Origin of the sequence: Georgenia sp. SUBG003 (assembly GCF_000715355.2) — a bacterium.
Lineage (GTDB): Bacteria > Actinomycetota > Actinomycetes > Actinomycetales > Actinomycetaceae > Georgenia.
Genome location: NZ_CP180204.1, coordinates 1,054,655 through 1,076,180, shown reverse-complemented (window position 1 = coordinate 1,076,180; position 21,526 = coordinate 1,054,655). Strand labels below are relative to the sequence as shown.

Below are 21,526 nucleotides of genomic sequence, written 5' to 3'. Positions count from 1 at the left end.
CCGCCGTCATCGTCTGTGAGACCCGGTCAGCAGAAGCCGGTCACGGTCGCCCAGGCGCGCGGCTCGGGGGCGACGTCGGAACGCTTCACCTCGCCCTCGATGAGGCCGTAGGGCCGGTCGGCCGCATAGAAGACCTCGTTCGGGTTCTCCAGGCCGAAGGGCTCGAAGTCGACGAGGAAGTGGTGCAGGTTCGGCATGGAGAACTTGATCTCGCCGATCTCGGCGTGCGTCTCGAGCACGCGCCGGCCCATCTCGTACAGCGTCTGCTGCAGGGCGAGGGAGTGGACGTCGGCGAAGGTCTCGAGAAGGACGCGCCGCACGTCGTCGTAGGCGGCGTTGAAGTCGATGTCCGTGCGCAGGTAACGCCACCGCGCGGTGACCGAGGTCGCGAGGATGCGGTCGTTCGTCTCGGCCAGCGTGGTGTAGCGGTCGCGCGGGAACCCGTGGAACTCCGAGCCGGTCGACTTCATGACCTTCAGGTCCTCGAGGCCTGCGACGACGAAGATCTCGTCGCCGTCACGCTGGACGACGGCGGTACGCGTCTCGGTCCCGCCCTTGACGAAGGCGTGGTTGTGCTCGCCGTCGGCCGCGTTGCGCGTCAACGACGTCGGGATGTGCTCCCAGGTGTACTCCTTCACGCCCCAGCGCCCGCCGGCGACCCAGTCGAAGGAGGCGGTGAAGTGCTCCGAGAGGCGGATGGCGAACTCCTCCGGGGACGAGATGCCCTCGCCCGCAAACGCGAAGATCGTGTTCTTCTGGGTGTCCGTGGCCACGACGGGCGAGTTGTCGCCCTTGGTGTGGGCGACGGTGAACTCACCGCGCAGCTGCGAGGTGACGGACAGCTCGGTGACGCGGTGGCGCGGCCGGTCCCGGTCGACCCGGACCAGGCGGACCTCGGCCTTCCCGTACTGGTTGTCACCGAGCACGATCGAGCCGTCGGCCTCGGCGGAGCCGCCGGTCACGGGGTTGGTGAGGGTGTCGCTCATGTCCAGCTCCTTCGATAGGTGTTCTGCGACGTGGTGGGCCGGGACGGTCCTGAGGGTTCCTTCCGCGTGGCCCGGGGTGGGCCTGCCGCCGGGAGTCCGGTCGACGGCCGTCGTGGCCGCCCTTCGCGCGTCCCCGCGGTCCGTCCCGACGGCGGCACGCGGCGTGGCGGGCTCCGGAGCGGGGGGGCGCAGCGGGTCAGCTGCCGCGGTAGGTGGAGTACGCGAACGGGCTGAGGAGGATCGGCACGTGGTAGTGCCCCTGACCGTCCTCCACCGAGAAGTCGATCGTGACCTGCGGGTAGAAGGTCCGCTGCTCGCGGGCGGCGAAGTACTCACCGGTCGCGAAGACGATGCGGTAGACGCCGGCCTCGAGGCGCTCGGGCCCCAGCTCACGGACACGGCCGTCGTCGTCGGTGACGGCGGAGGCCACCCCCGTCAGCCCGCCCCCGGCGTGCCGCGAGAGCGTGACTCCGACGCCCGCGGCAGGGCGCCCCGCGACGGCGTCGAGGACGTGGGTGGTGACGTGCGAGGTCACGACAGCTCTCCTTCGAGTCTGAGGACGGCGATCTCACGGAGCTGCTCGGCAGCGATCCGCCGCTCCGTCGCCGGGTCGTTGCCGAGGCGCTCGTCGAGCGCGGCGAGAATCTCCTCCGGCCCGCGCCCGGCGGCCCGGATGAGGAACACGTGCCCGAAGCGTTCCTCGTAGGCACGGTTGCCCTCCGTCAGGCGGCGCCGGACATCTCCGTCCACGGCGGCCACGCCGGCCTGTTCGCGGCGGGAGTGTGCGGCGTCGGGATCCGCCCCCTCCGCCCGCTCGCCGATGCGCGGGTGCCGTGCGAGGGCGGCGTCGACCTCCTCGTCGCTCCACGGGTCGGCCACGCTGCGCGCGGCGTCGAGGGCATCCTCGACGGAGGCGTAGGGTCGGCCGCGCACCATCTCCTGCGCCCAGCGGGGGACGGCCGCGCAGGCGAGCAGCAGCGCCCGCGCGTCGTCGGCGTCCGCCGCGTTGAGGCGGTCGAGCCCGGTGGCTTGCATGTCGCCCTCGCCATCTCCGTTGATTTCGCTATATGGAAGTCGCCTTCCATTTGAGGAGAGTGAACTCTCTGGGTCGCGCACCTGTCAAGACGGTGCGGGACAGTGTTCGTGCCGCAGACGCGGGCGGGTCAGGACTTTTCTCGTTCCTCCCGGTGCGAACGGGACGTAAGCCCCAGGAACCGGACATTTGGGTGCCGCATGCTCTTCTACAAGACAAGAGCAGCACCGCAAGTCACGGCAGGACCCCTCACAGCACCGACGCTCAAAGGAGAGCACGATGGCCACCACGACCCCGCGCCGCACGGAGCGCGAAGTCACCATGCAGGAAGACATCATCACCAGGTCGGCGGTGCGCAAGACCCTCGCCGTCGGCCGCATCATCATCGGCTGGACGTTCCTCTGGGCCTTCATCGACAAGTTGTTCGGCCTGGGGTACATGACTCCCGCCGAGCGCGCCTGGATCAACGGCGGCACGCCCGCCCAGGGCTTCATCAACGGTATCGAGAGCCCCTTCGCCGGCTTCTTCCAGCTCTTCGCCAACCCCTTCGGCGACGCGCTCTTCATGGCCGGTCTCCTCGGCATCGGCGTGGCGATGGTGGCGGGCGCCGGACTGAAGATCGCCGCCGTCACCGGCTCACTGCTTCTGTTCTTCATGTACCTCGCCGAGCTGCCGCTGGCCATCGGCGGCACCAACCCCATCACCGACTCCCACTGGATCGAGGCCATGCTGCTGATCATCTCGGCGGTCACGCTCTCGGGCGACACGTGGGGCCTCGGCCGGTGGTGGGCCCGCAAGGTCGGGAACAGCTGGCTGCGCTAGTGCCGAGCCGCAGACACTGCGCCTGACGCCCTTCAGGACAGAGGAGCCCCCGACCCATGGCGGGTCGGGGGCTTCGCTGCGTTCGCTGCCGCGGCACCCAGCGGTCGCTCCCCGCGGCACCCACTGGTCGGGCGGGGTTTCAGCCGGGGCGGCACGCAATCGGCGGGGGCTGCACGCAACCGGCCGGGGCTGCACTCAGCCGGCCGGGGCGGGCGTTCAGCTGGCCGGGGCGGCCGAGGCTCCGACGTCGGACCCGGCCTCCACGCCGGCACTCTGCTCGTCGAGGTGGCGCTGCGCCTCGGTGCGCACCGCGTCGGCGACCGCCTCGGCCACGCGGACGTCGAAGACGCCGGGGATGACGAACGCGGGGTTGAGCTCGTCCTCGGAGACCACGCCGGCGATCGCCACCGCCGCCACCCGCAGCAGCTCGGGCGAGATGTGCGTCGCCCCCACGTCCAGCAGCCCCCGGAACAGGCCCGGGAAGGCGAGCACGTTGTTGATCTGGTTCGGGTAGTCCGACCGCCCCGTCGCGACGACGGCGGCCGTCTCCCCGGCCTCGATCGGGTCAACCTCCGGCGTGGGGTTCGCCAGCGCGAAGACGATGGCTCCGTCGTTCATCGTGGCGACGTCGGCGCCGGTGAGGATGTTGCCCGCCGAGACTCCGATGAACACGTCCGCACCCGCCAGACCCTCCTTCAGCGTGCCCGTGAAGCCCTCCTCGTTCGTGTTCTCGGCGATCCACCGACGGTACTCGTCGCCGTTGGCGGCCTCCCGGTGGAGCGCTCCGCCCCGTCCGAAGGCGAGGATGTACCGGGCGCCCTGGGCCTTGAGCAGCTTGATGATCGCCGAGCCGGCGGCGCCGACGCCGGAGACGACGATGCGCACGTCCTCCATCGACTTCCCGGTCACCTTCAGCGCGTTGATCAGCGCCGCCAGCACCACGATGGCGGTGCCGTGCTGGTCGTCGTGGAAGACGGGGATGTCCAGCTCCTCCCGCAGCCGCGCCTCGATCTCGAAGCACCGCGGCGCGGAGATGTCCTCCAGGTTGATCCCGCCGTACACCGGCGCCATCGCCTTGACGATCGAGATGATCTCCTCGGTGTCCTTGGTGTCCAGGCACACCGGCCACGCGTCCACGTGCCCGAACTCCTTGAACAGCGCGGCCTTGCCCTCCATCACCGGCAGCGCCGCCGCGGGCCCGATGTCCCCCAGCCCGAGCACCGCCGTGCCGTCGGTCACCACCGCGACCGTGTTCCGCTTGATCGTCAGCCGCCGCGCGTCCTCCGGCTTCTCCGCGATCGCCAGACACACACGGGCCACTCCCGGGGTGTACGCACGCGAGAGGTCGCGGCGGGTCTTCAGCGGCACCTTCAGGTTCACCTCGATCTTGCCGCCCAGGTGCATCAGGAACGTCGAGTCCGACATCTTCAGGACCTTGACACCCTCCAGGGCGTCCAGGGCGTCCCGCACCCGCTCCCCGTGCTCGCCGTCCACCGTGTCGCACGTGACGTCCACCGTCAGTTTCGTCGTGGACGAGTGGACGATGTCGACGCCCATCACGGCGGCCCCCGCCTCGGCGACCGCCGAGACCACCGTGCTCGTGGCCCGCTGCGACGCCGGGACCTCCACCCGCAGGGTGATCGTGTAGCTAGGACTGGGCAGTGCCATGGGAGCGCCTTCCGGGCAGGGGTGAGAGTGCGCTGCATCGTAACCCGCGTCACACCGCCACGGACGAGGCGCCCGCAGCCCGGGCCGGCCGGGTCAGGGACGACGACGGCGGGCCCCTCCGAGGAGGGGCCCGCCGCCCGGACGTCTCGCGCGCCGGCCTCTCAGCCGATGCGGGCCATGAGGATCTCGCGCACCTTGGCGGCGTCCGCCTGTCCGCGCGTCGCCTTCATGACGGCACCGACGATCGCGCCCGCCGCCTGCACCTTGCCGCCGCGGATCTTCTCCGCGACGTCCGGGTTGGCGGCAAGAGCCTCGTCGACGGCGGCCTCGAGGGCGCCGTCGTCGGAGACGACCTCCAGGTCGCGGGCCACGACGACCTCCTCCGGCGCCCCCTCGCCGGCGAGCACGCCCGCGAGCACCTGCTTCGCCAGCTTGTCGTTGATGCGCCCGGCCCCGACGAGCGCGGACAGCTCGGCCACCTGGGCCGGGGTGACGGACAGCTCCTCGAGGCTGAGGCCGTCGGCCTTGGCCGTGCGGGAGAGCTCGCCCATCCACCACTTGCGGGCGTCGGCGGGCGAGGCGCCCGCGGCGACGGTGGCCTCGACGAGGTCGCCGGCGCCGGCGTTGACGAGGTCACGCATCTCGGCGTCGGAGAAGCCCCACTCGCCCTGCAGCCGGCGACGGCGGACGGCCGGGAGCTCGGGCAGGCTCGCCCGGATCTCCTCGACCCACTCCCGCGCGGGCGCGATCGGCACCAGGTCGGGCTCGGGGAAGTACCGGTAGTCCTCGGCGTCCGACTTCACGCGGCCCGGCGACGTGGTGCCGGTGTCCTCGTGCCAGTGCCGGGTCTCCTGCACGACGGCGGCGCCGGCGTCGAGGATCCCCGCCTGGCGGGAGATCTCGTAGCGCACGGCGCGCTCGATCGAGCGGAAGGAGTTGACGTTCTTGGTCTCCGTGCGGGTGCCCAGCGCGGCGGCCGGGTTCGCGCGCAGGGAGACGTTGACGTCCGCGCGGACGTTGCCTCGCTCCATCCGGGCCTCGGAGACACCGAGGGTGCGGAAGATGTCGCGCAGGGCGTTGACGTACGCGCGGGCCACCTCGGGCGCACGCTCGCCGGCGCCCTCGATGGGCCGGGTGACGATCTCCACCAGCGGGATGCCGGCCCGGTTGTAGTCCACGAGCGAGTGGGTCGCCCCGTGGATACGGCCGGTGGCGCCGCCGACGTGGGTGTTCTTGCCGGCGTCCTCCTCCATGTGGGCGCGCTCGATCTGCACCCGGAAGATCTCGCCGTCGGAGAGCTCGACGTCGAGGTGGCCGTCGTGCGCGATCGGCTCGTCGTACTGCGAGGTCTGGAAGTTCTTCGGCACGTCCGGGTAGAAGTAGTTCTTGCGGGCGAAGCGGCACGACTCCGCGATCTCGCAGTTCAGCGCGAGGCCGATACGCACGGCGTACTCCACCGCCCTGCCGTTGACGACCGGCAGCGCGCCGGGGAGCCCGAGGGAGACGGGCGTGACCGCGGTGTTGGGCGCGGCGCCGAAGGTCTGCGGGGCGCCGTCGAACATCTTCGAGGCGGTGCCCAGCTCCACGTGCACCTCGATGCCCAGGACCGGGTCGTACTTGCGCACCGCCTCGTCGTAGTCGACCAACGTCTCGGTCTGCGTGCTCATCGGGAGCTCACCTCCAGCTCGGGGGCCTTGTCGAGGAGGGGGCCGCCCCACTCGGCGGTCAGCAGGCGCTCGAGAACGCCTCCGACCCGGTACATGCGGGCGTCCTCGCGGGCCGGCGCGAGGATCTGGAAGCCGACCGGCAGGCCGTCGTCGCTCAGGCCCGAGGGCAGCGAGAGACCGGGGACGCCGGCGAGGTTCGCCGGGATCGTGGCGATGTCGTTGAGGTACATGGCCAGCGGGTCGTCGAGCTTCTCGCCGAAACGGAACGCCGTGGTCGGCGACGTCGGGGAGACCAGGACGTCGGCGTCGGCGAAGGCCGCCGCGAAGTCGCGCTGGATGAGGGTGCGCACCTTCTGGGCGGAGCCGTAGTAGGCGTCGTAGTACCCGGCCGAGAGGGCGTGGGTGCCCAGGATGATGCGGCGCTTGACCTCGTCGCCGAAGCCGGCGCCGCGGGTGGCGGCCATGACGGTCTCGGCGGTGACCGGGCCGCTCCCGGGCTCGACGCGCAGCCCGAAGCGCATGCCGTCGAACTTCGCGAGGTTCGAGGACGCCTCGGCGGGCATGATCAGGTAGTAGGCCGCCAGGGCGTAGTCGAAGCTGGGGCAGGAGACCTCGACGACCTCGGCGCCGGCGGAGCGCAGCAGCTCCACCGCGTGCTCGAAGCTGGCGCGGACGCCGGGCTGGTACCCCTCGCCGCCGAGCTCGGAGACGATGCCGACGCGCACCCCCCTTCAGGTCCCCGGCCCGGGCCGCCTCGGCGAGCCCGGTGACCTCGTCGGTCAGCGAGGTGGAGTCGAGCGGGTCGTGACCGCCGATGACCTCGTGCAGCAGGGCCGAGTCGAGCACCGTGCGGGAGACGGGGCCCGCCTGGTCGAGCGAGGAGGCCATCGCGATGAGGCCGTAGCGGGAGACGCCGCCGTAGGTCGGCTTGGCGCCGACGGTGCCGGTGACGGAGGCGGGCTGCCGGATGGACCCGCCGGTGTCCGTGCCGATGGCGAGCGGGGCCTCGAAGGCGGCGACGGCGGCCGCGGAGCCGCCGCCCGAGCCGCCGGGGATCCGGTCGAGGTCCCACGGGTTGCGCGTCGGCCCGAACGCCGAGTGCTCCGTGCTCGAGCCCATGGCGAACTCGTCCATGTTGGTCTTGCCGAGGATCGGCATGCCGGCCTCGCGCAGCCTGCGCACCAGCGTGGCGTCGTAGGGCGGCACCCAGCCCTCGAGGATCTTCGAGGCGGCGGTCGTGACCTGCCCCTTGGTGACGACGACGTCCTTGACCGCGATCGGCACGCCGGCCAGCTCGGGCAGGTCCTCGCCGGCGGCCCGCCGGGCGTCCACGTCGGCGGCGGCGGCGAGCGCCTCGTCGGTGTTGGTGTGCAGGAACGCGTTGACCGCACCCTCGACGGCGGACATGCGGTCCAGGTGGGCCTGCGTCACCTCGACGCTGGAGACCTCCCCGGAGCGGAGCAGCTCGGCCAGCTCGGCGGCGGTGCGGCGGGTGAGGTCGTTCATGCGTCCTCCCCGAGGATCTGCGGCACGGCGAACATGCCGTCGCTCGCCTCCGGCGCGGCGGCCATGACGGCGTCGACGTCGAGCGTCTCGACCACCTCGTCCTCCCGCCAGACGTTGGTCAGCGGGATCGGGTGGGAGGTGGCGGGCACGTCCGGGGTGGCGACCTCGTTGACCCGGGCGACGGCGCCGGCGATGACGTCGAGCTCGCCGGCGAGCCGGTCGATCTCCTCGTGGGTCAGCGCGATCCGTGCCAGGGCCGCGACGCGCGCGACCTCGTCGGAAGAGATGGTGGACATGGCGGCGATTCTACGTGGCTCGGCGTGCGCCCGCGGAAGCGGGTGCCCGGACAGCAGGCCCGGGGAACCGGGGAACCGGGTGACCGGGCCGGGGAGCATGGTGGCGGCGCCGAGGAACCGGGCGACCGGGCCCGAGGATCGGCGGCCGACCCGAGGAGCCCGGTCAGCCGGACGAGCGGCCGATGAGGTCGAGCAGGGCCGCGCCGTACGCGTCGGCGGGCTCCGCGGCCGCGTGCTCGACCTCCTCCGTGCCGGCCCCGGCGGGGAAGGTCGCCCGCACGCGGTAGGCGCCGTCGTCGCGCTCGAGGCGGCGGAACGTGGCACCCAGCAGCTCGCGGAGCTGGTCCTCCCGCGGTCGCCAGATCGTCTGCTCGAGGGTGACGGAGTCCAGCGCCCACTCCGTCGTGCCGTTGAAGCCGAGGATCGTGCCGGTGGGGTACGTCCGGGCCTCGACCGTCATCTCCGAGATCGTGAAGACGTCGTCGGCCAGGTCGGGCTGGTCGATCGAGAAGCGGTCCCCGGCCGCCGGCCGCCAGCGCAGCCCCGCCTCCTGCAGGGCCCGCGCGAGTTCGAGGGAGATCATCCGGCCAGTATCGCCTCGTGGGACGCACCGCGCCGCCGATGGTGGCTCCCCCCAGTCCGGCCCCGGTGACCGACCACGACGCCGACCGGGCCGTCCCGCCGACCCGCCCCCCGGCCCCGGACGGGCGCACGAGGCGGCGCCGCAGCCACCGAACCCGCGAGGCTCCGGGAGATTCCCGATGATCCGGACGGCGCAGTGCCCTAGGTTTGTGCACATGTCGCTCCGTCAGCGCGCCGTCTCCACGATCCTCCGACTGCCCCACGTCGGCCCGAAGGACGTGTGGCGCGCGGTGCGGTGGTACGTCACTGGCGTGGCTGCGCTGCAGGCGGCCGCCGTCGCCGCCGTGCTGACGGTGGACCGGGTCCGCAAGCTCCGCGAGCCCCCGTCGGGCGAGTTCCCGCGCACGGAGCCGGCGAGCGTGCCCGTGGCGGACTCGTTCGTCACGACGTTCACCTACGGCGCCGACCTCTACGAGGACATGCTCGCGCGCATCGACGCCGCCGAGCGCACCATCTACTTCGAGACCTTCATCTGGAAGTCCGACGGCACGGGGCAGCGGTTCAAGGAGGCCCTCCTGGCGGCCGCACGGCGCGGGGTCGAGGTGTTCGTGGTGTTCGACAGCTGGGGCAACACCGTTGTCTCGCCGCGGTTCAAGCAGTTCCCCGACCTGCCGAACCTGCACGTGCTGAAGTTCCCGTTCTTCCGGCCGGGCCTGCTGACGTTCAACCTGCGCAAGACCGGCCGCGACCACCGCAAGATCCTGGTCGTCGACGGGGTGACGGGCTACGTCGGCGGGTACAACATCGGCGATCTGTACGCCACGTCATGGCGGGACACGCACCTGCGGGTGGACGGCCCGTCCGCCTGGGAGCTCGAGAACGCCTTCGTCGACTTCTGGAACGACCACCGCAGGAAGAGCCACCCGGAGATCCCGGACCACGGCGCGCGCTCGTGGGACGCCCGCATCCGCGCGGCGCAGAACGCCCCGGCACGCCTGATCTTCCCCGTGCGCGGCATCTACCTCGAGGCGATCGACCGCGCCGAGCACCACGTCTACATCACGCAGGGCTACTTCATCCCGGACCGGGAGATTCTCCACGCGCTCATCTCGGCCGCCCGCCGCGGGGTCGACGTGCGGGTGCTCATCCCCGAGTACTCCAACCACATCCTCGCGGACTGGGCCGCCCGCACCTACTACTCACGCCTCCTGGAGGCCGGAGTCAGCATCTGGCTCTTCCAGGACGCGATGGTGCACGCGAAGACGATGACCGTGGACGGACGCTGGACGACGGTGGGGACCACGAACATCGACCGGCTGTCCATGACCGGCAACTTCGAGATCAACCTCGAGCTCTACGACGACGAGCTCGCCGCGCAGATGGAGAAGATCTTCGCCAACGACCTCGGAAACTGCCGGGAGCTGACGCTCGAGGAGTGGGAGCAGCGCGGGATGCCCCGCCGCGTCGTCGAGCGACTTCTCAAACCGCTCGGCCCTCTCCTCTGAGCACGCGCCCCTCTCCGATCCCGCGCAACGCCGGAGGCGCACAGGACGCGCGGGCGGTCAGACCCGGAGCTCGTAGAACCACATCTGCGGGCGCGGGTCCCAGCCGCCGACATAGTCCCGGGACGGCACGCGGCGGAAACCGACCCGCTCGTAGAGCCGGTGCGGCGTCCCCGGGCCGTCGGTGCTGACCACCGAGAGCACGAGGGCCGGGTATCCGTGCTCGCGGGCCCACTCCGCCGCCCCGCGCAGCAGCGCCTCCCCGGTACCGCGGCCCTGGGCGCCCGGGTCGACGGTGAACATGCGCACCTCCAGCTCGTCGCCGAGGGCGATGTCCGCGTAGTCCGTGCCGGCAGCGGCCAGCGTCAGGGAGCCGACGACCTTCCGTCCCTCGCGCGCCGCGAGGACGACGGCGTCGGCCGCCCGGGCCGCGACGTCGCGCAGCGCCGTGGCGTAGTCCTCGGACAGCTCGAAGACGGCCCGGTAGGCCTGGACGCCGATCTGCCCGATCCTCCCGAACTCCTCCGGGCGGGCAAGGTCGACGGTGGCACGGGCGGTGGGAAGCACAGGCGTCATTATGACGCCGCCGGCGGGTGGTGCCCGCGGGCGCCGTTCCGCGAGCGCGCTTCCGCGAGCGCGCTTCCGCCCGCGCGGTTCCGCCCGCGCGGTTCCGCGAGCACCGGCGCGTCTGTGCGGGGCCTGGTCACCGGCCTGTACCCCGCTCCGCAGTGCTCCTACCCTGGGTCCGTCGGGCGCCGCCCCGGCGCCCCCGGCACGAGGAGGTGCCCGCCATGACCGGGCGCGTGGTGCATTTCGAGATCCCGTTCGACGACGCCGGACGGGCCAAGGCGTTCTACCGCGAGGTGTTCGGCTGGACGATGAGGGACATGCCCGGCTGGGACTACGTGACCGTCTCGTCGGGCCCGACCCGGGAGGACGGCTCGGCGACCGAGCCCGGCTACATCGGCGGGGGCATGACGGCCCGGACGGGCGTCAACGGAACCACCGTCATCACGATCGACACCGACGACGCCGACGCCACCCTCGCGACGGTCGCCGCCCACGGCGGCGAGGTGCTTCAGGACAAGATGCCTGTCGGCGACCTGGGGTTCGCCGCGTACTTCCGGGACCCGGAGGGGAACGTCGTCGGGCTCTGGCAGGACGCGGGACGCACGGCCGGCTGAGCTCGGTCCGGAGGGGCCGCGCCCCGGCCGGCGGGCCGAGGCTCGGTCCGGAGGGGCCGTGCCCGGGTCCGGCGACTAGGCCTCGGCCTGCACCAGGTTGGCCACCGCCTCGGGCCCTCCGGCGAGCAGCGCCTCGAAACCCTCCTCGTCGAGGATGGGCCGGCCGAGCTCGCGCGCCTTGGCCTCCTTGGACCCGGCGTTGTCACCGACGACGACGTAGTCGGTCTTCTTCGACACGGAACCGGACGCCTTCCCCCCGCGGGCGATGATCGCCTCCTTGGCGGAGTCGCGGCTGAAGCTCTCGAGGGAGCCCGTGACGACGACGGTCAGCCCCTCGAGCGTGCGCGGGACGGAGGCGTCGCGCTCGTCGGCCGTGCGGACCCCGGCCGCGGCCCAGCGCGCGAGGATCTCCTGGTGCCAGTCGACGGCGAACCACTCCCCCAGCGCCTCGGCGATGACGGGGCCGACGCCGTCGACCGAGGCGAGCGCCTCCGGCGTGGACTCCCGGATCGCCTCGAGCGAGCCGAGCTCGGTGGCCAGCGCCCGTGCCGCCGTCGGACCGACGTGACGGATCGACAGGGCGACGAGCACCCGCCACAGCGGCTGCGCCTTGGCCTTCTCCAGCTCGGCGAGCATGCGCTCGGTGTTGGCCGCGGGCTTGGACGGCCGGTCGGGCGTCCCGTCCTTCTTGTAGGTGGGTGTCGTCCAGAAGAAGAGCCGCTGCTCCCAGCGGCCGGTGCCGACGCCGTCCTTCTTGATCTCGCGCCAGACCCGGACCTCGGCGAGGTCCTCGGCGGTGAGGTCGAACAGCCCCGCCTCGGTGGTCAGGACGGGCTGCTGGCGCGGCGGCAGGTCGGCCTCCGCCGCGGCGAGAGCCGCCTCGTCCGGCACGGGGCCGTGGCCGGCCTCGACTGCGCGGGCCGCCACCACCCGCTCCCGCCCGGCCTCGGGGTCCGTCAGCGCCAGGGCCGCCTCGCCGCCGAGCGCCTCGATGTCGAGCGCACCGCGGGAGGCGATGTGCGCGACCCGCTCGGTGAGCTGGGCCGGGCAGGACCGGGCGTTGGGGCACCGCAGGTCGACGTCGCCCTCCTTCGCCGGTGCCAGCGGGGTGCCGCAGGACGGGCAGCGGGTGGGCATGACGAACTCGCGCTCGGTGCCGTCCCGCAGGTCGACGACCGGGGCGACGATCTCCGGGATGACGTCCCCCGCCTTGCGCAGCACCACCGTGTCCCCGATCAGCACCCCTTTGCGTCGCACCTCGTTCGCGTTGTGGAGCGTCGCCTGCGACACGGTCGACCCGGCGACGAGCACGGGCTCCATGACGCCGTACGGGGTGACCCGGCCGGTTCGGCCCACCTGCACCCGGATGTCGAGGAGCCTGGTGTTGACCTCCTCCGGCGGGTACTTGTAGGCGGCGGCCCAGCGAGGCGCGCGGGAGGTGGAGCCCATCTGGCGCTGGAGCGCGAAGTCGTCGACCTTGATGACGATGCCGTCGATCTCGTGCTCGACGGTGTGCCGGTGCTCGCCGTAGTAGGCGATCATCTCCTCCGCCGCCTCGCGGGAGTCGACCACGCGGGTGCGGGAGGAGACCGGGACGCCCCAGGCCTTCAGCTGCTCGTAGAGGTGCGACTGGCTCGACCACCGCTCGGGCGGGCCGCCGGCGCCCCAGTCCACCGAACCGACGCCGTGGGCGATCATGTCGAGCGCCCGTGAGGCGGTGACCTTGGGGTCCTTCTGCCTCAGGGAGCCCGCCGCGGAGTTGCGCGGGTTCGCGAACGGGGCCTTGCCCGCCGCGACGAGGGAGGCGTTGAGCTCCTCGAACGCCGTCACCGGGAAGAACACCTCGCCGCGGATCTCGATGCTCTCCGGGACTCGGTCGCCCGCGAGCTGCTGAGGGACCGAGCCGATGGTGCGGACGTTGAGCGTGACGTCCTCCCCGGTGCGGCCGTCGCCACGGGTGGCGGCTCGCACGAGGCGGCCCCGCTCGTACAGCAGGTTGACCGCGAGCCCGTCGATCTTCAGCTCGCAGGTCATGGCCACGTCGCTGCGCCCGGCCGCGGCGTGCACCCTCGACGCCCACTCCCGCAGCTCCTCGAGGGAGAAGACGTCGTCCAGGCTCTGCATCGGCTGCCGGTGCTGGACCGTGGCGAAGTCCGTGGAATAGGTACCGCCCACGCGCTGGGTCGGGGACGACGGCACGCGCAGGTCGGGATACCGCTCCTCCAGCGCCTCGAGCTCGCGCATCATCGCGTCGTACTCGGCGTCCGAGATCGTCGGCGCGTCCCGCACGTAGTAGGCGAACTGCGCGGCGTCGACCGCCTCGGCCAGCTCGGTCCACCGCTGCCGCACGTCGGCCTCGGCCGCGGGGCGCGCGTCGGCCGGCTCGCCCTCCGGCGTCAGGCCGAGGTCGTCGTCGGAGTCGGGCGTCGCTGAGGTCTCGGTCACGAGGACATGATGGCAGGCACCACCGACGCCGGCCTCGGCGAACGGCCGCCCGGCGGCGCGGCTCCGGTCGGGTCAAAGGGCAGTCGTCCGGGACCGGGATTTTCGTCGGTCCGGAGCCGATCGAGGGGGCGGTCAGTCGTCGAGGACCTTGCGCAGCAGCCTCGCGAGCGTGTCCCGCTCCTGGGGGCTCAGCGCGCCGAGAAAGGCCGCGGACTGCTCGGCACGATGACGTTCGAGCGCCTCCTGCACGCGCAGCCCCTCCGCCGTCGGCCGGACGACGACCGCCCGCCGGTCCCGCGAGGACGGCGAGCGCTCGACCAGCCCCCGTGACTCCAGGACGTCGACCACCTCGGTGGCGGACCGGGGCGCGATGCGCAGCGCGCCGGCGACGTCGGACAGGCGCGTCTCGCTCTCGGCCGCCCCTGCACACACCGCCCGCAGGGCGCGCACGTGGTGCGGCGAGAGCTCCCAGGGAGCGAGCGCCTCGGCCGAGCGCCGCCGCAGGGGTGCGTGCGGCGCGCATCAGCAGCTCCGCCGGGTCTCCCGCGCCGTGCCCGCCCACCTGCGTGCCGTGCCCGGCCCGTGCACCGTGCGCCTCCGCGTGCCCGTCGCCGGTCCCCTCGCTCATGGCGTCACCCTACCCAGGCTGGCGTCTCGCCTCATTGTGAGGTAACCTCAGCATGTTGCCCAGACAGAAACGAGGTGATGTCCGTGAGTGACGTCATCGCCGGGCCGCGCAGCGGCCACCGGGGGGACTCCCCCGCCCGCAAGGACCCGCAGGATCTCGCCCAGCTCGACGCCCACCCGGTCAGCCTGCGCCGTATCGGCGCGCTCTTCCGCCCGTACGCCGGCCGCCTGTCCGTCGTCGTGGGGCTCATCGTGGCCGCGTCCGTCGTCGGGCTGGCCACCCCCCTTCCTCACCCGTCACCTCATCGACGAGGCGATCCCCCCAGCAGGACGTGCAGCTGCTGCTGCTCCTGGTCGGCGGCATGCTCGCCGTCACCGTGGTCAGCTCCGTGCTCGGCGTCCTGCAGACCTGGCTGTCCACGACCGTGGGCCAGCGAGTCATGCACGGACTGCGCACGGACGTCTTCACCCACCTCCAGCGGCAGTCCCTCGACTTCTTCACGCGGACCCGCGGCGGCGAGGTCCAGTCGCGGCTCACGCACGACATCGGCGCCATGCAGTCCGTCGTGACGACGGCGGCCACGTCGATCGCCTCCAACCTCACCACGGCCGTGGGCACCGCCGTCGCCATGGCGGCACTGAGCTGGCGCCTCTCGCTCCTCTCCCTCGTCGTCCTGCCGCCGGCGGTCTGGCTCACCCGCCGGGTGGCCGTCATGCGCCGCGCCGTCACCGCCCGGCGCCAGCGCGCGCTCGCCGACCTGCACGGCCAGGTGGAGGAGTCCCTCTCCGTCAGCGGCGTGCTCCTCGGCAAGACCATGGGCACCGGGACCCTCCTGTCCGAGAGGTTCCGCGCGGGGTCGGAGAACCTGCTGGACCTCGAGGTGCGTGCGGAGCTCGCCGGCCGCTGGCGCATGGCGACCATGAGCGTCGTCTTCTCCGCCATCCCGGCGCTCGTCTACCTCGTGGCGGGCCTTCCGGCGACGTCGGGCGGGATGACGATCGGCACCCTGGTCGCGTTCACCGCCCTCCAGGCCGCCCTGTTCCGCCCGCTCATGGGCGTGCTCAACGTCGGGGTGCAGGTGACCAGCTCCCTCGCGCTCTTCAGCCGGATCTTCGAGTACCTCGACCTCCCGGTCGACATCGCGGACCCGGCGGAGCCGGTCGAGCTCGATCCCGCGCGGGTGCACGGCACCGTCCGGTTCGAGGGCGTCGGCCTCACCTACCCCGGCGGCGAGCGGCCGGCGCTCGACGGCGTCGACCTCGTGGTCCCCGCCGGCACCCGCCTCGCGCTGGTCGGGTCCACCGGCGCCGGCAAGACGACCCTCGCCTCGCTCGTGGCCCGGCTGCACGACCCGACTGCCGGGCTGGTGAGCATCGACGGCGTCGACCTGCGAGACCTCAGGCTGAGCACCCTCGCCCAGATCGTCGGCATGGTCTCCCAGGAGACGTACCTCCTCCACGCGAGCGTCCGGGAGAACCTGCGCCACGCGCGCCCGGACGCCACCGACGCCGAGATCGAGGACGCCGCCCGCGCCGCGCAGGTGCACGACCTCATCGCCTCGTTCCCGGACGGCTACGACACGTTGGTCGGGGCGCGGGGGCACCGCTTCTCCGGCGGGGAGAAGCAGCGGCTCGCCATCGCCCGGACGCTGCTGCGCGACCCGCGGGTGCTCGTCCTCGACGAGGCCACCAGCGCCCTGGACACCCGGACCGAGCGCAACGTGCAGGCCGCGCTCGACGCCGTCAGCCGGGGACGCACCACCATCACGGTCGCCCACCGTCTGTCCACAGTGCGGGACGCCGACCTCATCGCGGTGCTCGACGGCGGGCGCGTCGTCGAGCTCGGCGACCACGACACCCTCGCCGCGGCCGGCGGTCGCTACGCGGCCCTGCTGGCGGCGGCGGAGGAGCGCCGGCCGGAACCGGCCCTGGCCGCCTGAGGGCGGCCGGTGCGCGACCCGCGGCGGCGGGCCCGGCACCGGCCGGGGCGGGACCGTCCGGCGACCTCGACCCGGGTATGAGCCGTCACCCGTCGGGTCCGCCCAGCGGATGATCCGCGGTCGTCCCCGAAGATCCTAGGCTCGAGGCATGGGAACGACCGCGGCCGTGCGTGAGCGCCTCCGCGACCCCCGCACCCGGCGGATGACCGTCGACTCCCTGCTCGCCCTGGTCCTCCTGCCCCTCCTCGGCCTGCCGTCCGCGGCGATGTCCATGAGCTACGGGACCCCGTCGGTCCCCGCGATCGGCGTCGCGGCCTCGATCCTCATGTGCGCGGCGCTCGCGTGGCAGCGCACCCGCCCGGCGGCCTCGGCGATCGTGGTCTACGCCTCCGCGCTGGTCCATCTCCTCGTCGGGTTCATGATCCTGCCCGTCGACGTGCTGGTGCTCGTCTCCCTCTACTCCGTCACCGTCTACGGCCCGCGCTGGGCACGCCGCGCCGGCCTGCTCGGCGCGCTTGCCGGCGCGCTGCTGCTCGGGGTCGCCTTCGGCGTCTACATCCCCGGCCGCTTCCTGTGGTCCGCCGTCGTCCTGTGGTTCCTCGCCGTGGCGGGCATGGTGTTCGCCACCTGGGCCGTCGCCGTGAGCCGACGCAGCCGCCTCGAACGGCTCGAGGCCCTCATGGAGCGCGCCCGGCGACTGGAGGTCGAGCGGGACCAGGAGGTCCGGCTCGCCACGGCCGCCGAGCGCACCCGCATCGCCCGGGAGATGCACGACGTCGTCGCGCACTCCCTCTCGGTGGTCATCGCCCAGGCCGACGGCGGACGCTACGCCGCCCGCACGGATCCTGAGGCCGCCGAGCGCGCCCTGCGCACGATCTCCGACATGGGACGCGACGCCCTGGCCGACATGCGGCGGATCCTCGGCGTCCTGCGTACCGAGGACGCCACCGAGCGTCTCCCCCCAGCCCGACGACGCCGATCTCGACAGCCTCGTCGCCCAGGTGCGTGCGACCGGCGTGGCGGTCTCCGTGGTCCGCACGGGCACCGCCGGTCCGCTGCCGCCCGGCGCCGGGCTGAGCGTGTACCGGATCGTCCAGGAGGCGCTGACGAACGTGCTCAAGCACGCGGGCCCGGAGGCCGCGGTGACCGTCGCCCTGCACCGCTCGCCCCGGCACCTCCTCGTCCAGGTCGACGACGACGGTCGCGGCGCCGCCGCCACCTCCGACGGCCGCGGACAGGGCCTGGTTCGGCATGCGGGAGCGCGCCGCCCTGTTCGGCGGCTCCCTCGAGGCCGGACCGCGGCCCGGCGGCGGCTACCGTGTCCGTGCCGAGATCCCGCTGCCCGCAGCCGGGGCACCCGGGCCGGCCCCCGCCCCCTCGACCGTCCCCGGAGAGCGCCGATGACCACGACCGAGACCACCACGATCCGCGTCGCCCTGGTGGACGACCAGCAGCTCGTCCGCGCCGGGTTCGCCATGGTCATCGGCTCGCAGCCGGACATGGACGTGGTGGTGGAGGCGGGTGACGGCGCCCAGGCGCTGCGGCTGCTGAGCTCGCACCGCGCGGACGTCGTCCTTATGGACGTGCGCATGCCCACGATGGACGGCCTCGCGGCGACCGCCGAGCTCACCGGCGCGCCCGGACCGGCCGGCGTGGCGCCGAAGGTCATCATCCTGACGACGTTCGACCTCGACGAGTACGTGCTCCAGGCGATCAAGGCCGGGGCCAGCGGGTTCCTCCTCAAGGACGCCCCGCCCGAGGAGATGCTCGCCGCGATCCGCACGGTCCACCGCGGCGACGCGGTCATCGCGCCGTCGTCCACCCGACGGCTGATCGAGCACCTCGCCGACGTGCTCCCCGACGAGCAGAGGACACCGCCGGCGATCCTCGAGTCGCTCACCGACCGCGAGCGGGAGGTGCTCGTGCTGATGGCACGCGGGCGGTCCAACACCGAGATCGCCGGCGAGCTCTTCGTCGCGGAGGCGACGGTCAAGACCCACGTGGGCCGGGTGCTGGCCAAGCTGGGCGCCCGGGACCGGGTCCAGGCCGTCGTCGTGGCGTACGAGACCGGGCTGGTGACCCCCGGCTCCTGAGGCGGACGTCGGCGCGCGGCGGTCCGACCACGGCATGACTCCGGGACCAGCCCCGGGCCCGACGACGGCGAGCACCCGGGCTCCGTAGCGTCGTTCCTGCCGGGAACCTCCCGGCCACGCGGCCCCCCGGGCCGCGCACCGCCTCGAAGGAGTTGCCCATGAGCCCGCTTCCAGCCGTCCGCGCCACAGGCCTGACGAAGGTCTACGGACGCGGCGACGTCGCCGTCCACGCGCTGCGCGGCGTCGACGTCGCGTTCGAGGCGGGGGCGTTCACCGCGATCATGGGGCCGTCCGGCTCGGGGAAGTCCACGCTCATGCACCTGCTCGCCGGCCTGGACGAGCCCAGCGGCGGGCGGGTCCTCCTCGGCGAGACCGACCTGGGTGGGCTCGACGACCGCCGGCTGACGCTGCTGCGCCGCGAGCGCGTCGGCTTCGTCTTCCAGTCCTTCAACCTGCTGCCGATGTACACCGCGGAGCAGAACATCACCCTCCCGTGCGAGCTGGCCGGGCGCGCGCCGACCGGCAGTGGATGGACACGCTGGTCGACATCCTCGGCCTGCGGGAGCGGCTCACCCACCGGCCCGCGGAGCTCTCCGGCGGGCAGCAGCAGCGGGTCGCCATCGCCCGGGCCCTGGTCACCCGGCCGGACGTGGTGTTCGCCGACGAGCCGACCGGCAACCTCGACTCCCGCGCCGGCGCGGAGGTGCTGTCCTTCCTGCGAACCTGCGTGCGTGAGCTCGGCCAGACCATCGTCATGGTCACCCACGACCCCACGGCCGCGGCCTACGCGCAGCGGGTCGTCCTCATCGCCGACGGCCTGCTGGCCGGCGAGATCACCGACCCCACCCCGGAGTCCGTCCTCACCGGCCTGGACGCGCTGCGCCCGGAGGCGATGGTCCGATGATCCTCCTGACCCTCTCTCAGATGCGCACCGGCGCCCGCCGTCTCGCGGCGGCGGGGGGTCGCGGTCGTCGTCGCCACGGCCTTCGTCGCCGCGACGCTGCTCGCCGGCGTCCTCGCGCGCGACACCACCTACCGGACTGTGACGGCCTCGCTGGCGGACGCGTCCGTCGTCGCGCGCGGCACGGACGACCATCCCCTCGGGCCCGAGGACGCGCGGCCCTCGCCGGGCGCTCGAGCCCCTCCGCGCCGGCACGACCGGCCGAGTACCGCAGGCCGGTGGCGCCGCCACGCACGAGCGCGACCTCGTGCGCGGACGCGAGCCGGTCCACCACGTCCCAGTAGAGGTCCGCGTCGAGGTCGCTCGCCGCCTCCCCGACCAGGACTTCGCGCAGCTGCACGAGAGCGGCGACGGCGTCGGCCGGGGCGCACTCCTGCCCGGTCAGCTCACGGCCGAGGAAGATCGTGCGCTCGTAGGCGGTCCGGAGCAGAGCCGGCAGCGGCTCCAGCGTCCGGGCGTCGAGCGGTTCGCGGGCCTCCCACAGCAGGGCGAGCTGCGCCGTCGCCGCGGCCAGGGCGTCGAACGCGACGTCGGTGGCGAGAGCCTCCCGGACGAGCCTCACGGGTTCGGCCACGTGGTGGTGGAGGCCGAGGACGCAGGCGCGCACGAGCAGCGCGGTCGCGGCCGGGGCGCTGCGGGCGCGGCGGCGCGTTCGGCCTCCAGCAGCTGCTCGAACCGGGTCAGGACGGCGGCCGGCAGGGTCCCCCCGTGCACGGAGGCCTCGGCGAGCGCGCCGTCGGTCGCGGGGGTCCACCGGTAATCCCAGCGCTCCTGGAGCCGGCTCAGGCCGTGGCCGTGGACGAAGTCCGGCCCCGCGGTGCGGACCGCGAAGGGGACGCCGAGCAGGGCGAGCCCGTGCAGGAGGCGGCTGGTCTCGCGGTGGGCGGGCCGCCGGTACAGGTCGAGGGCGGCGGTCCGGGGCTCGCCCTCCACGTCCAGATTCCGGCGGCGCAGCCGCTCAAGGGCGTCGGCGACCAGCGGCGGGGTGCCGGCCCCCGGCGGGACGGTGCCGACGGCCGTGCCCGTGAGAACGCGGCGGGTGACGGCGTCGACGAGGGCGCCCTCGACGTCGGCGTCGCCCTTGACGAAGCAGCTCGACACGGCGTCGACGAGGTCGCTGCGCAGCGGAGCCGCCCGGTCGCGCAGGTCCGCCAGGCGCAGCGCCTGCTCGTACGCGGCGGCGACGGCGGGCATCGGGACCGGGGTCTGGTGGCGCCCTCGGAGCTCGTCGGCGATGTCGAGGATCGTCGACAGAGCGGCCCTCGGGCGCGGGTTCTCGGCCCCCTCGGTCATGAGCTGCCACAGCTGCTGGTGCCAGGCCGGCGAGGTCATCCCGGACGCGTAACCGTTGAGGCGCTCCAGGCGCTCGAAGGTGTAGCGCACGATCGCCGCCCCTCCGGTCACCGCGTCGGCGCTGACCCGAGGCCGGGCCGGCGGGTCGGCCAGCAGCGCGGGGAGCGCCACCGCGTGGAAGCCGCCGACGACGGCGAGCACCGGCCCGTCGCCCGGAACCCGTCCCGCCAGGGCCTGGCTCACGTGCCACGCCATCTCGGCCTCGCGGGCGGTGGTGCCGTCCCGGTCCAGCTCCGCCGCGGGGTGGTCCAGCCGGGCCAGCTGGCACCACGCCGTCACCCGGGCGGTGTGCTCCGCGGTGGTCACCTCGGTGGCGTCCGCCTCGAAGAGGTGCTCCCAGAGGTCCTCGTGATCGCGGCAGCCCACCTGCTCGGCCAGCGCCTGGAGGCGGGCGCTGGTGCGGTAGTGGTGCTCGTCCTGCAGCGGCTCCTCGGCGTCCGGGTCGAAGTCCCGGGTGCGAGGGCGGACTGCTCGGCGAGGTCGAGGTCGATGAAGCGCGCCGGGACGCCCCGCGCGGCGGCCTCGCGCAGCGCGACGAGCTCGGGGGGAGTAGTCACAGAGCGGCAGGTGCGCGCTCCACCGCTCCGCGGCGGCGCCCCTCCTGCTGCGGACCGCCCAGGTGTAGACGGAGAGCGGCATCCGCGCCGCGGGGTGGGTGAGCAGCGGGACGAGCGGCGTCAGCGAGCGCGGACCCTCCACCAGGACCACCGAGGGGCGGTGCTCGTCGACGGCCCGGCGGACGTGCCACGCGCACGCCGGGCTGTGGTGCCGCACCGGCACGACCACCAGCTCGCCGCTGACGAGGGAGGCCGCGAGCTCACGGACGCCGGCGGTGCTGAGCATCGGTGGCTCACCGGCCCC

At 73.4% G+C, this 21,526-nt stretch carries 16 protein-coding genes and 5 pseudogenes; 8 read left to right on the top strand and 13 right to left on the bottom strand.

The features are described from left to right. Positions 1–26: 26 nt before the first annotated feature. The 3 genes from pucL to uraD all read right to left on the bottom strand — a co-directional run bounded on the left by pucL (position 27) and on the right by uraD (position 2,021). Positions 27–986: a factor-independent urate hydroxylase gene (gene pucL, locus DA06_RS05170; protein ID WP_052436390.1), complete on the bottom strand. Its 960-nt coding sequence runs from the start codon at positions 984–986 to the stop codon at positions 27–29. 196 nt (positions 987–1,182) lie between these two features. Beyond that, on the bottom strand, positions 1,183–1,521 hold the full coding sequence (gene uraH, locus DA06_RS05165; RefSeq protein ID WP_043497903.1) for a hydroxyisourate hydrolase: 339 nt from the start codon (positions 1,519–1,521) through the stop codon (positions 1,183–1,185). Beyond that, entirely contained in the window at positions 1,518–2,021 is a 504-nt protein-coding gene (gene uraD, locus DA06_RS05160; protein ID WP_043497901.1) for a 2-oxo-4-hydroxy-4-carboxy-5-ureidoimidazoline decarboxylase, read from the bottom strand. Before uraD ends, uraH begins: the two co-directional genes overlap by 4 nt. A gap of 277 nt (positions 2,022–2,298) precedes the next feature. Here uraD and DA06_RS05155 point away from each other — a divergent pair, with 277 nt between their 5' ends. Further along, on the top strand, positions 2,299–2,841 hold the full coding sequence (locus DA06_RS05155; RefSeq protein WP_052436389.1) for a hypothetical protein: 543 nt from the start codon (positions 2,299–2,301) through the stop codon (positions 2,839–2,841). Positions 2,842–3,057: 216 nt separating this feature from the next. Here DA06_RS05155 and DA06_RS05150 read toward each other — a convergent pair whose 3' ends face one another. The 5 genes and pseudogenes from DA06_RS05150 to DA06_RS05130 all read right to left on the bottom strand — a co-directional run bounded on the left by DA06_RS05150 (position 3,058) and on the right by DA06_RS05130 (position 8,561). Beyond that, positions 3,058–4,509, bottom strand: coding sequence for an NAD-dependent malic enzyme (locus DA06_RS05150; protein ID WP_418607036.1), 1,452 nt, complete (start codon positions 4,507–4,509; stop codon positions 3,058–3,060). A gap of 161 nt (positions 4,510–4,670) precedes the next feature. Then, positions 4,671–6,176 (bottom strand): Asp-tRNA(Asn)/Glu-tRNA(Gln) amidotransferase subunit GatB, encoded by a 1,506-nt coding sequence (gatB, locus tag DA06_RS05145; protein WP_043497899.1) that lies wholly within the window; start codon positions 6,174–6,176, stop codon positions 4,671–4,673. Then, positions 6,173–7,682 (bottom strand): annotated as a pseudogene (gatA, locus tag DA06_RS05140) (Asp-tRNA(Asn)/Glu-tRNA(Gln) amidotransferase subunit GatA). Before gatA ends, gatB begins: the two are co-directional and overlap by 4 nt. Further along, complete coding sequence (gatC, locus tag DA06_RS05135) at positions 7,679–7,978, bottom strand: Asp-tRNA(Asn)/Glu-tRNA(Gln) amidotransferase subunit GatC (RefSeq protein ID WP_043497896.1); 300 nt, start codon at positions 7,976–7,978, stop codon at positions 7,679–7,681. The pseudogene gatA and the gene gatC overlap by 4 nt, the downstream one beginning before the upstream one ends. A gap of 163 nt (positions 7,979–8,141) precedes the next feature. Further along, positions 8,142–8,561: a hypothetical protein gene (locus DA06_RS05130; RefSeq protein ID WP_043497894.1), complete on the bottom strand. Its 420-nt coding sequence runs from the start codon at positions 8,559–8,561 to the stop codon at positions 8,142–8,144. A 214-nt stretch (positions 8,562–8,775) separates the two neighbouring features. Here DA06_RS05130 and DA06_RS05125 point away from each other — a divergent pair, with 214 nt between their 5' ends. Next, the gene (locus DA06_RS05125) at positions 8,776–10,065 is read left to right on the top strand and encodes a phospholipase D-like domain-containing protein (RefSeq protein WP_418607034.1); all 1,290 of its coding nucleotides are present in this window, start codon (positions 8,776–8,778) and stop codon (positions 10,063–10,065) included. A gap of 57 nt (positions 10,066–10,122) precedes the next feature. Here DA06_RS05125 and DA06_RS05120 read toward each other — a convergent pair whose 3' ends face one another. Further along, entirely contained in the window at positions 10,123–10,629 is a 507-nt protein-coding gene (locus tag DA06_RS05120) for a GNAT family N-acetyltransferase (RefSeq protein ID WP_052436388.1), read from the bottom strand. A 224-nt stretch (positions 10,630–10,853) separates the two neighbouring features. Here DA06_RS05120 and DA06_RS05115 point away from each other — a divergent pair, with 224 nt between their 5' ends. Then, positions 10,854–11,246 carry a VOC family protein gene (locus tag DA06_RS05115; RefSeq protein WP_043497891.1) on the top strand — a complete coding sequence of 131 codons (393 nt, stop codon included), beginning with the start codon at positions 10,854–10,856 and terminating at the stop codon, positions 11,244–11,246. Positions 11,247–11,321: 75 nt separating this feature from the next. Here DA06_RS05115 and ligA read toward each other — a convergent pair whose 3' ends face one another. Both ligA and DA06_RS05105 read right to left on the bottom strand, forming a co-directional pair. After that, positions 11,322–13,691 (bottom strand): NAD-dependent DNA ligase LigA, encoded by a 2,370-nt coding sequence (gene ligA / locus DA06_RS05110; protein WP_418607032.1) that lies wholly within the window; start codon positions 13,689–13,691, stop codon positions 11,322–11,324. A gap of 132 nt (positions 13,692–13,823) precedes the next feature. Continuing rightward, a complete protein-coding gene (locus DA06_RS05105; protein ID WP_418607031.1) occupies positions 13,824–14,141 on the bottom strand; it encodes a MarR family winged helix-turn-helix transcriptional regulator in 318 nt (105 codons plus the stop codon). A 255-nt stretch (positions 14,142–14,396) separates the two neighbouring features. Between DA06_RS05105 and DA06_RS05100 the strand changes: the two are divergent. From DA06_RS05100 to DA06_RS05080, 5 genes and pseudogenes are all read left to right on the top strand, one after another. Further along, positions 14,397–16,258: pseudogene (locus tag DA06_RS05100) on the top strand (ABC transporter ATP-binding protein). 148 nt (positions 16,259–16,406) lie between these two features. After that, positions 16,407–17,141 (top strand): annotated as a pseudogene (locus tag DA06_RS05095) (sensor histidine kinase); the annotation flags it as partial. A gap of 118 nt (positions 17,142–17,259) precedes the next feature. Next, positions 17,260–17,412: pseudogene (locus DA06_RS05090) on the top strand (sensor histidine kinase); the annotation flags it as partial. 246 nt (positions 17,413–17,658) lie between these two features. Then, on the top strand, positions 17,659–18,351 hold the full coding sequence (locus DA06_RS05085) for a response regulator (RefSeq protein WP_043497907.1): 693 nt from the start codon (positions 17,659–17,661) through the stop codon (positions 18,349–18,351). 158 nt (positions 18,352–18,509) lie between these two features. Then, a pseudogene (locus tag DA06_RS05080) lies at positions 18,510–19,255 on the top strand (ABC transporter ATP-binding protein). A 16-nt stretch (positions 19,256–19,271) separates the two neighbouring features. Here DA06_RS05080 and DA06_RS05075 read toward each other — a convergent pair. Continuing rightward, on the bottom strand, positions 19,272–19,874 hold the full coding sequence (locus tag DA06_RS05075) for a hypothetical protein (RefSeq protein ID WP_418607029.1): 603 nt from the start codon (positions 19,872–19,874) through the stop codon (positions 19,272–19,274). After that, positions 19,871–21,508 (bottom strand): DUF5682 family protein, encoded by a 1,638-nt coding sequence (locus tag DA06_RS05070; RefSeq protein WP_043497878.1) that lies wholly within the window; start codon positions 21,506–21,508, stop codon positions 19,871–19,873. Before DA06_RS05070 ends, DA06_RS05075 begins: the two co-directional genes overlap by 4 nt. Between the last annotated feature and the right edge of the window lie 18 nt (positions 21,509–21,526).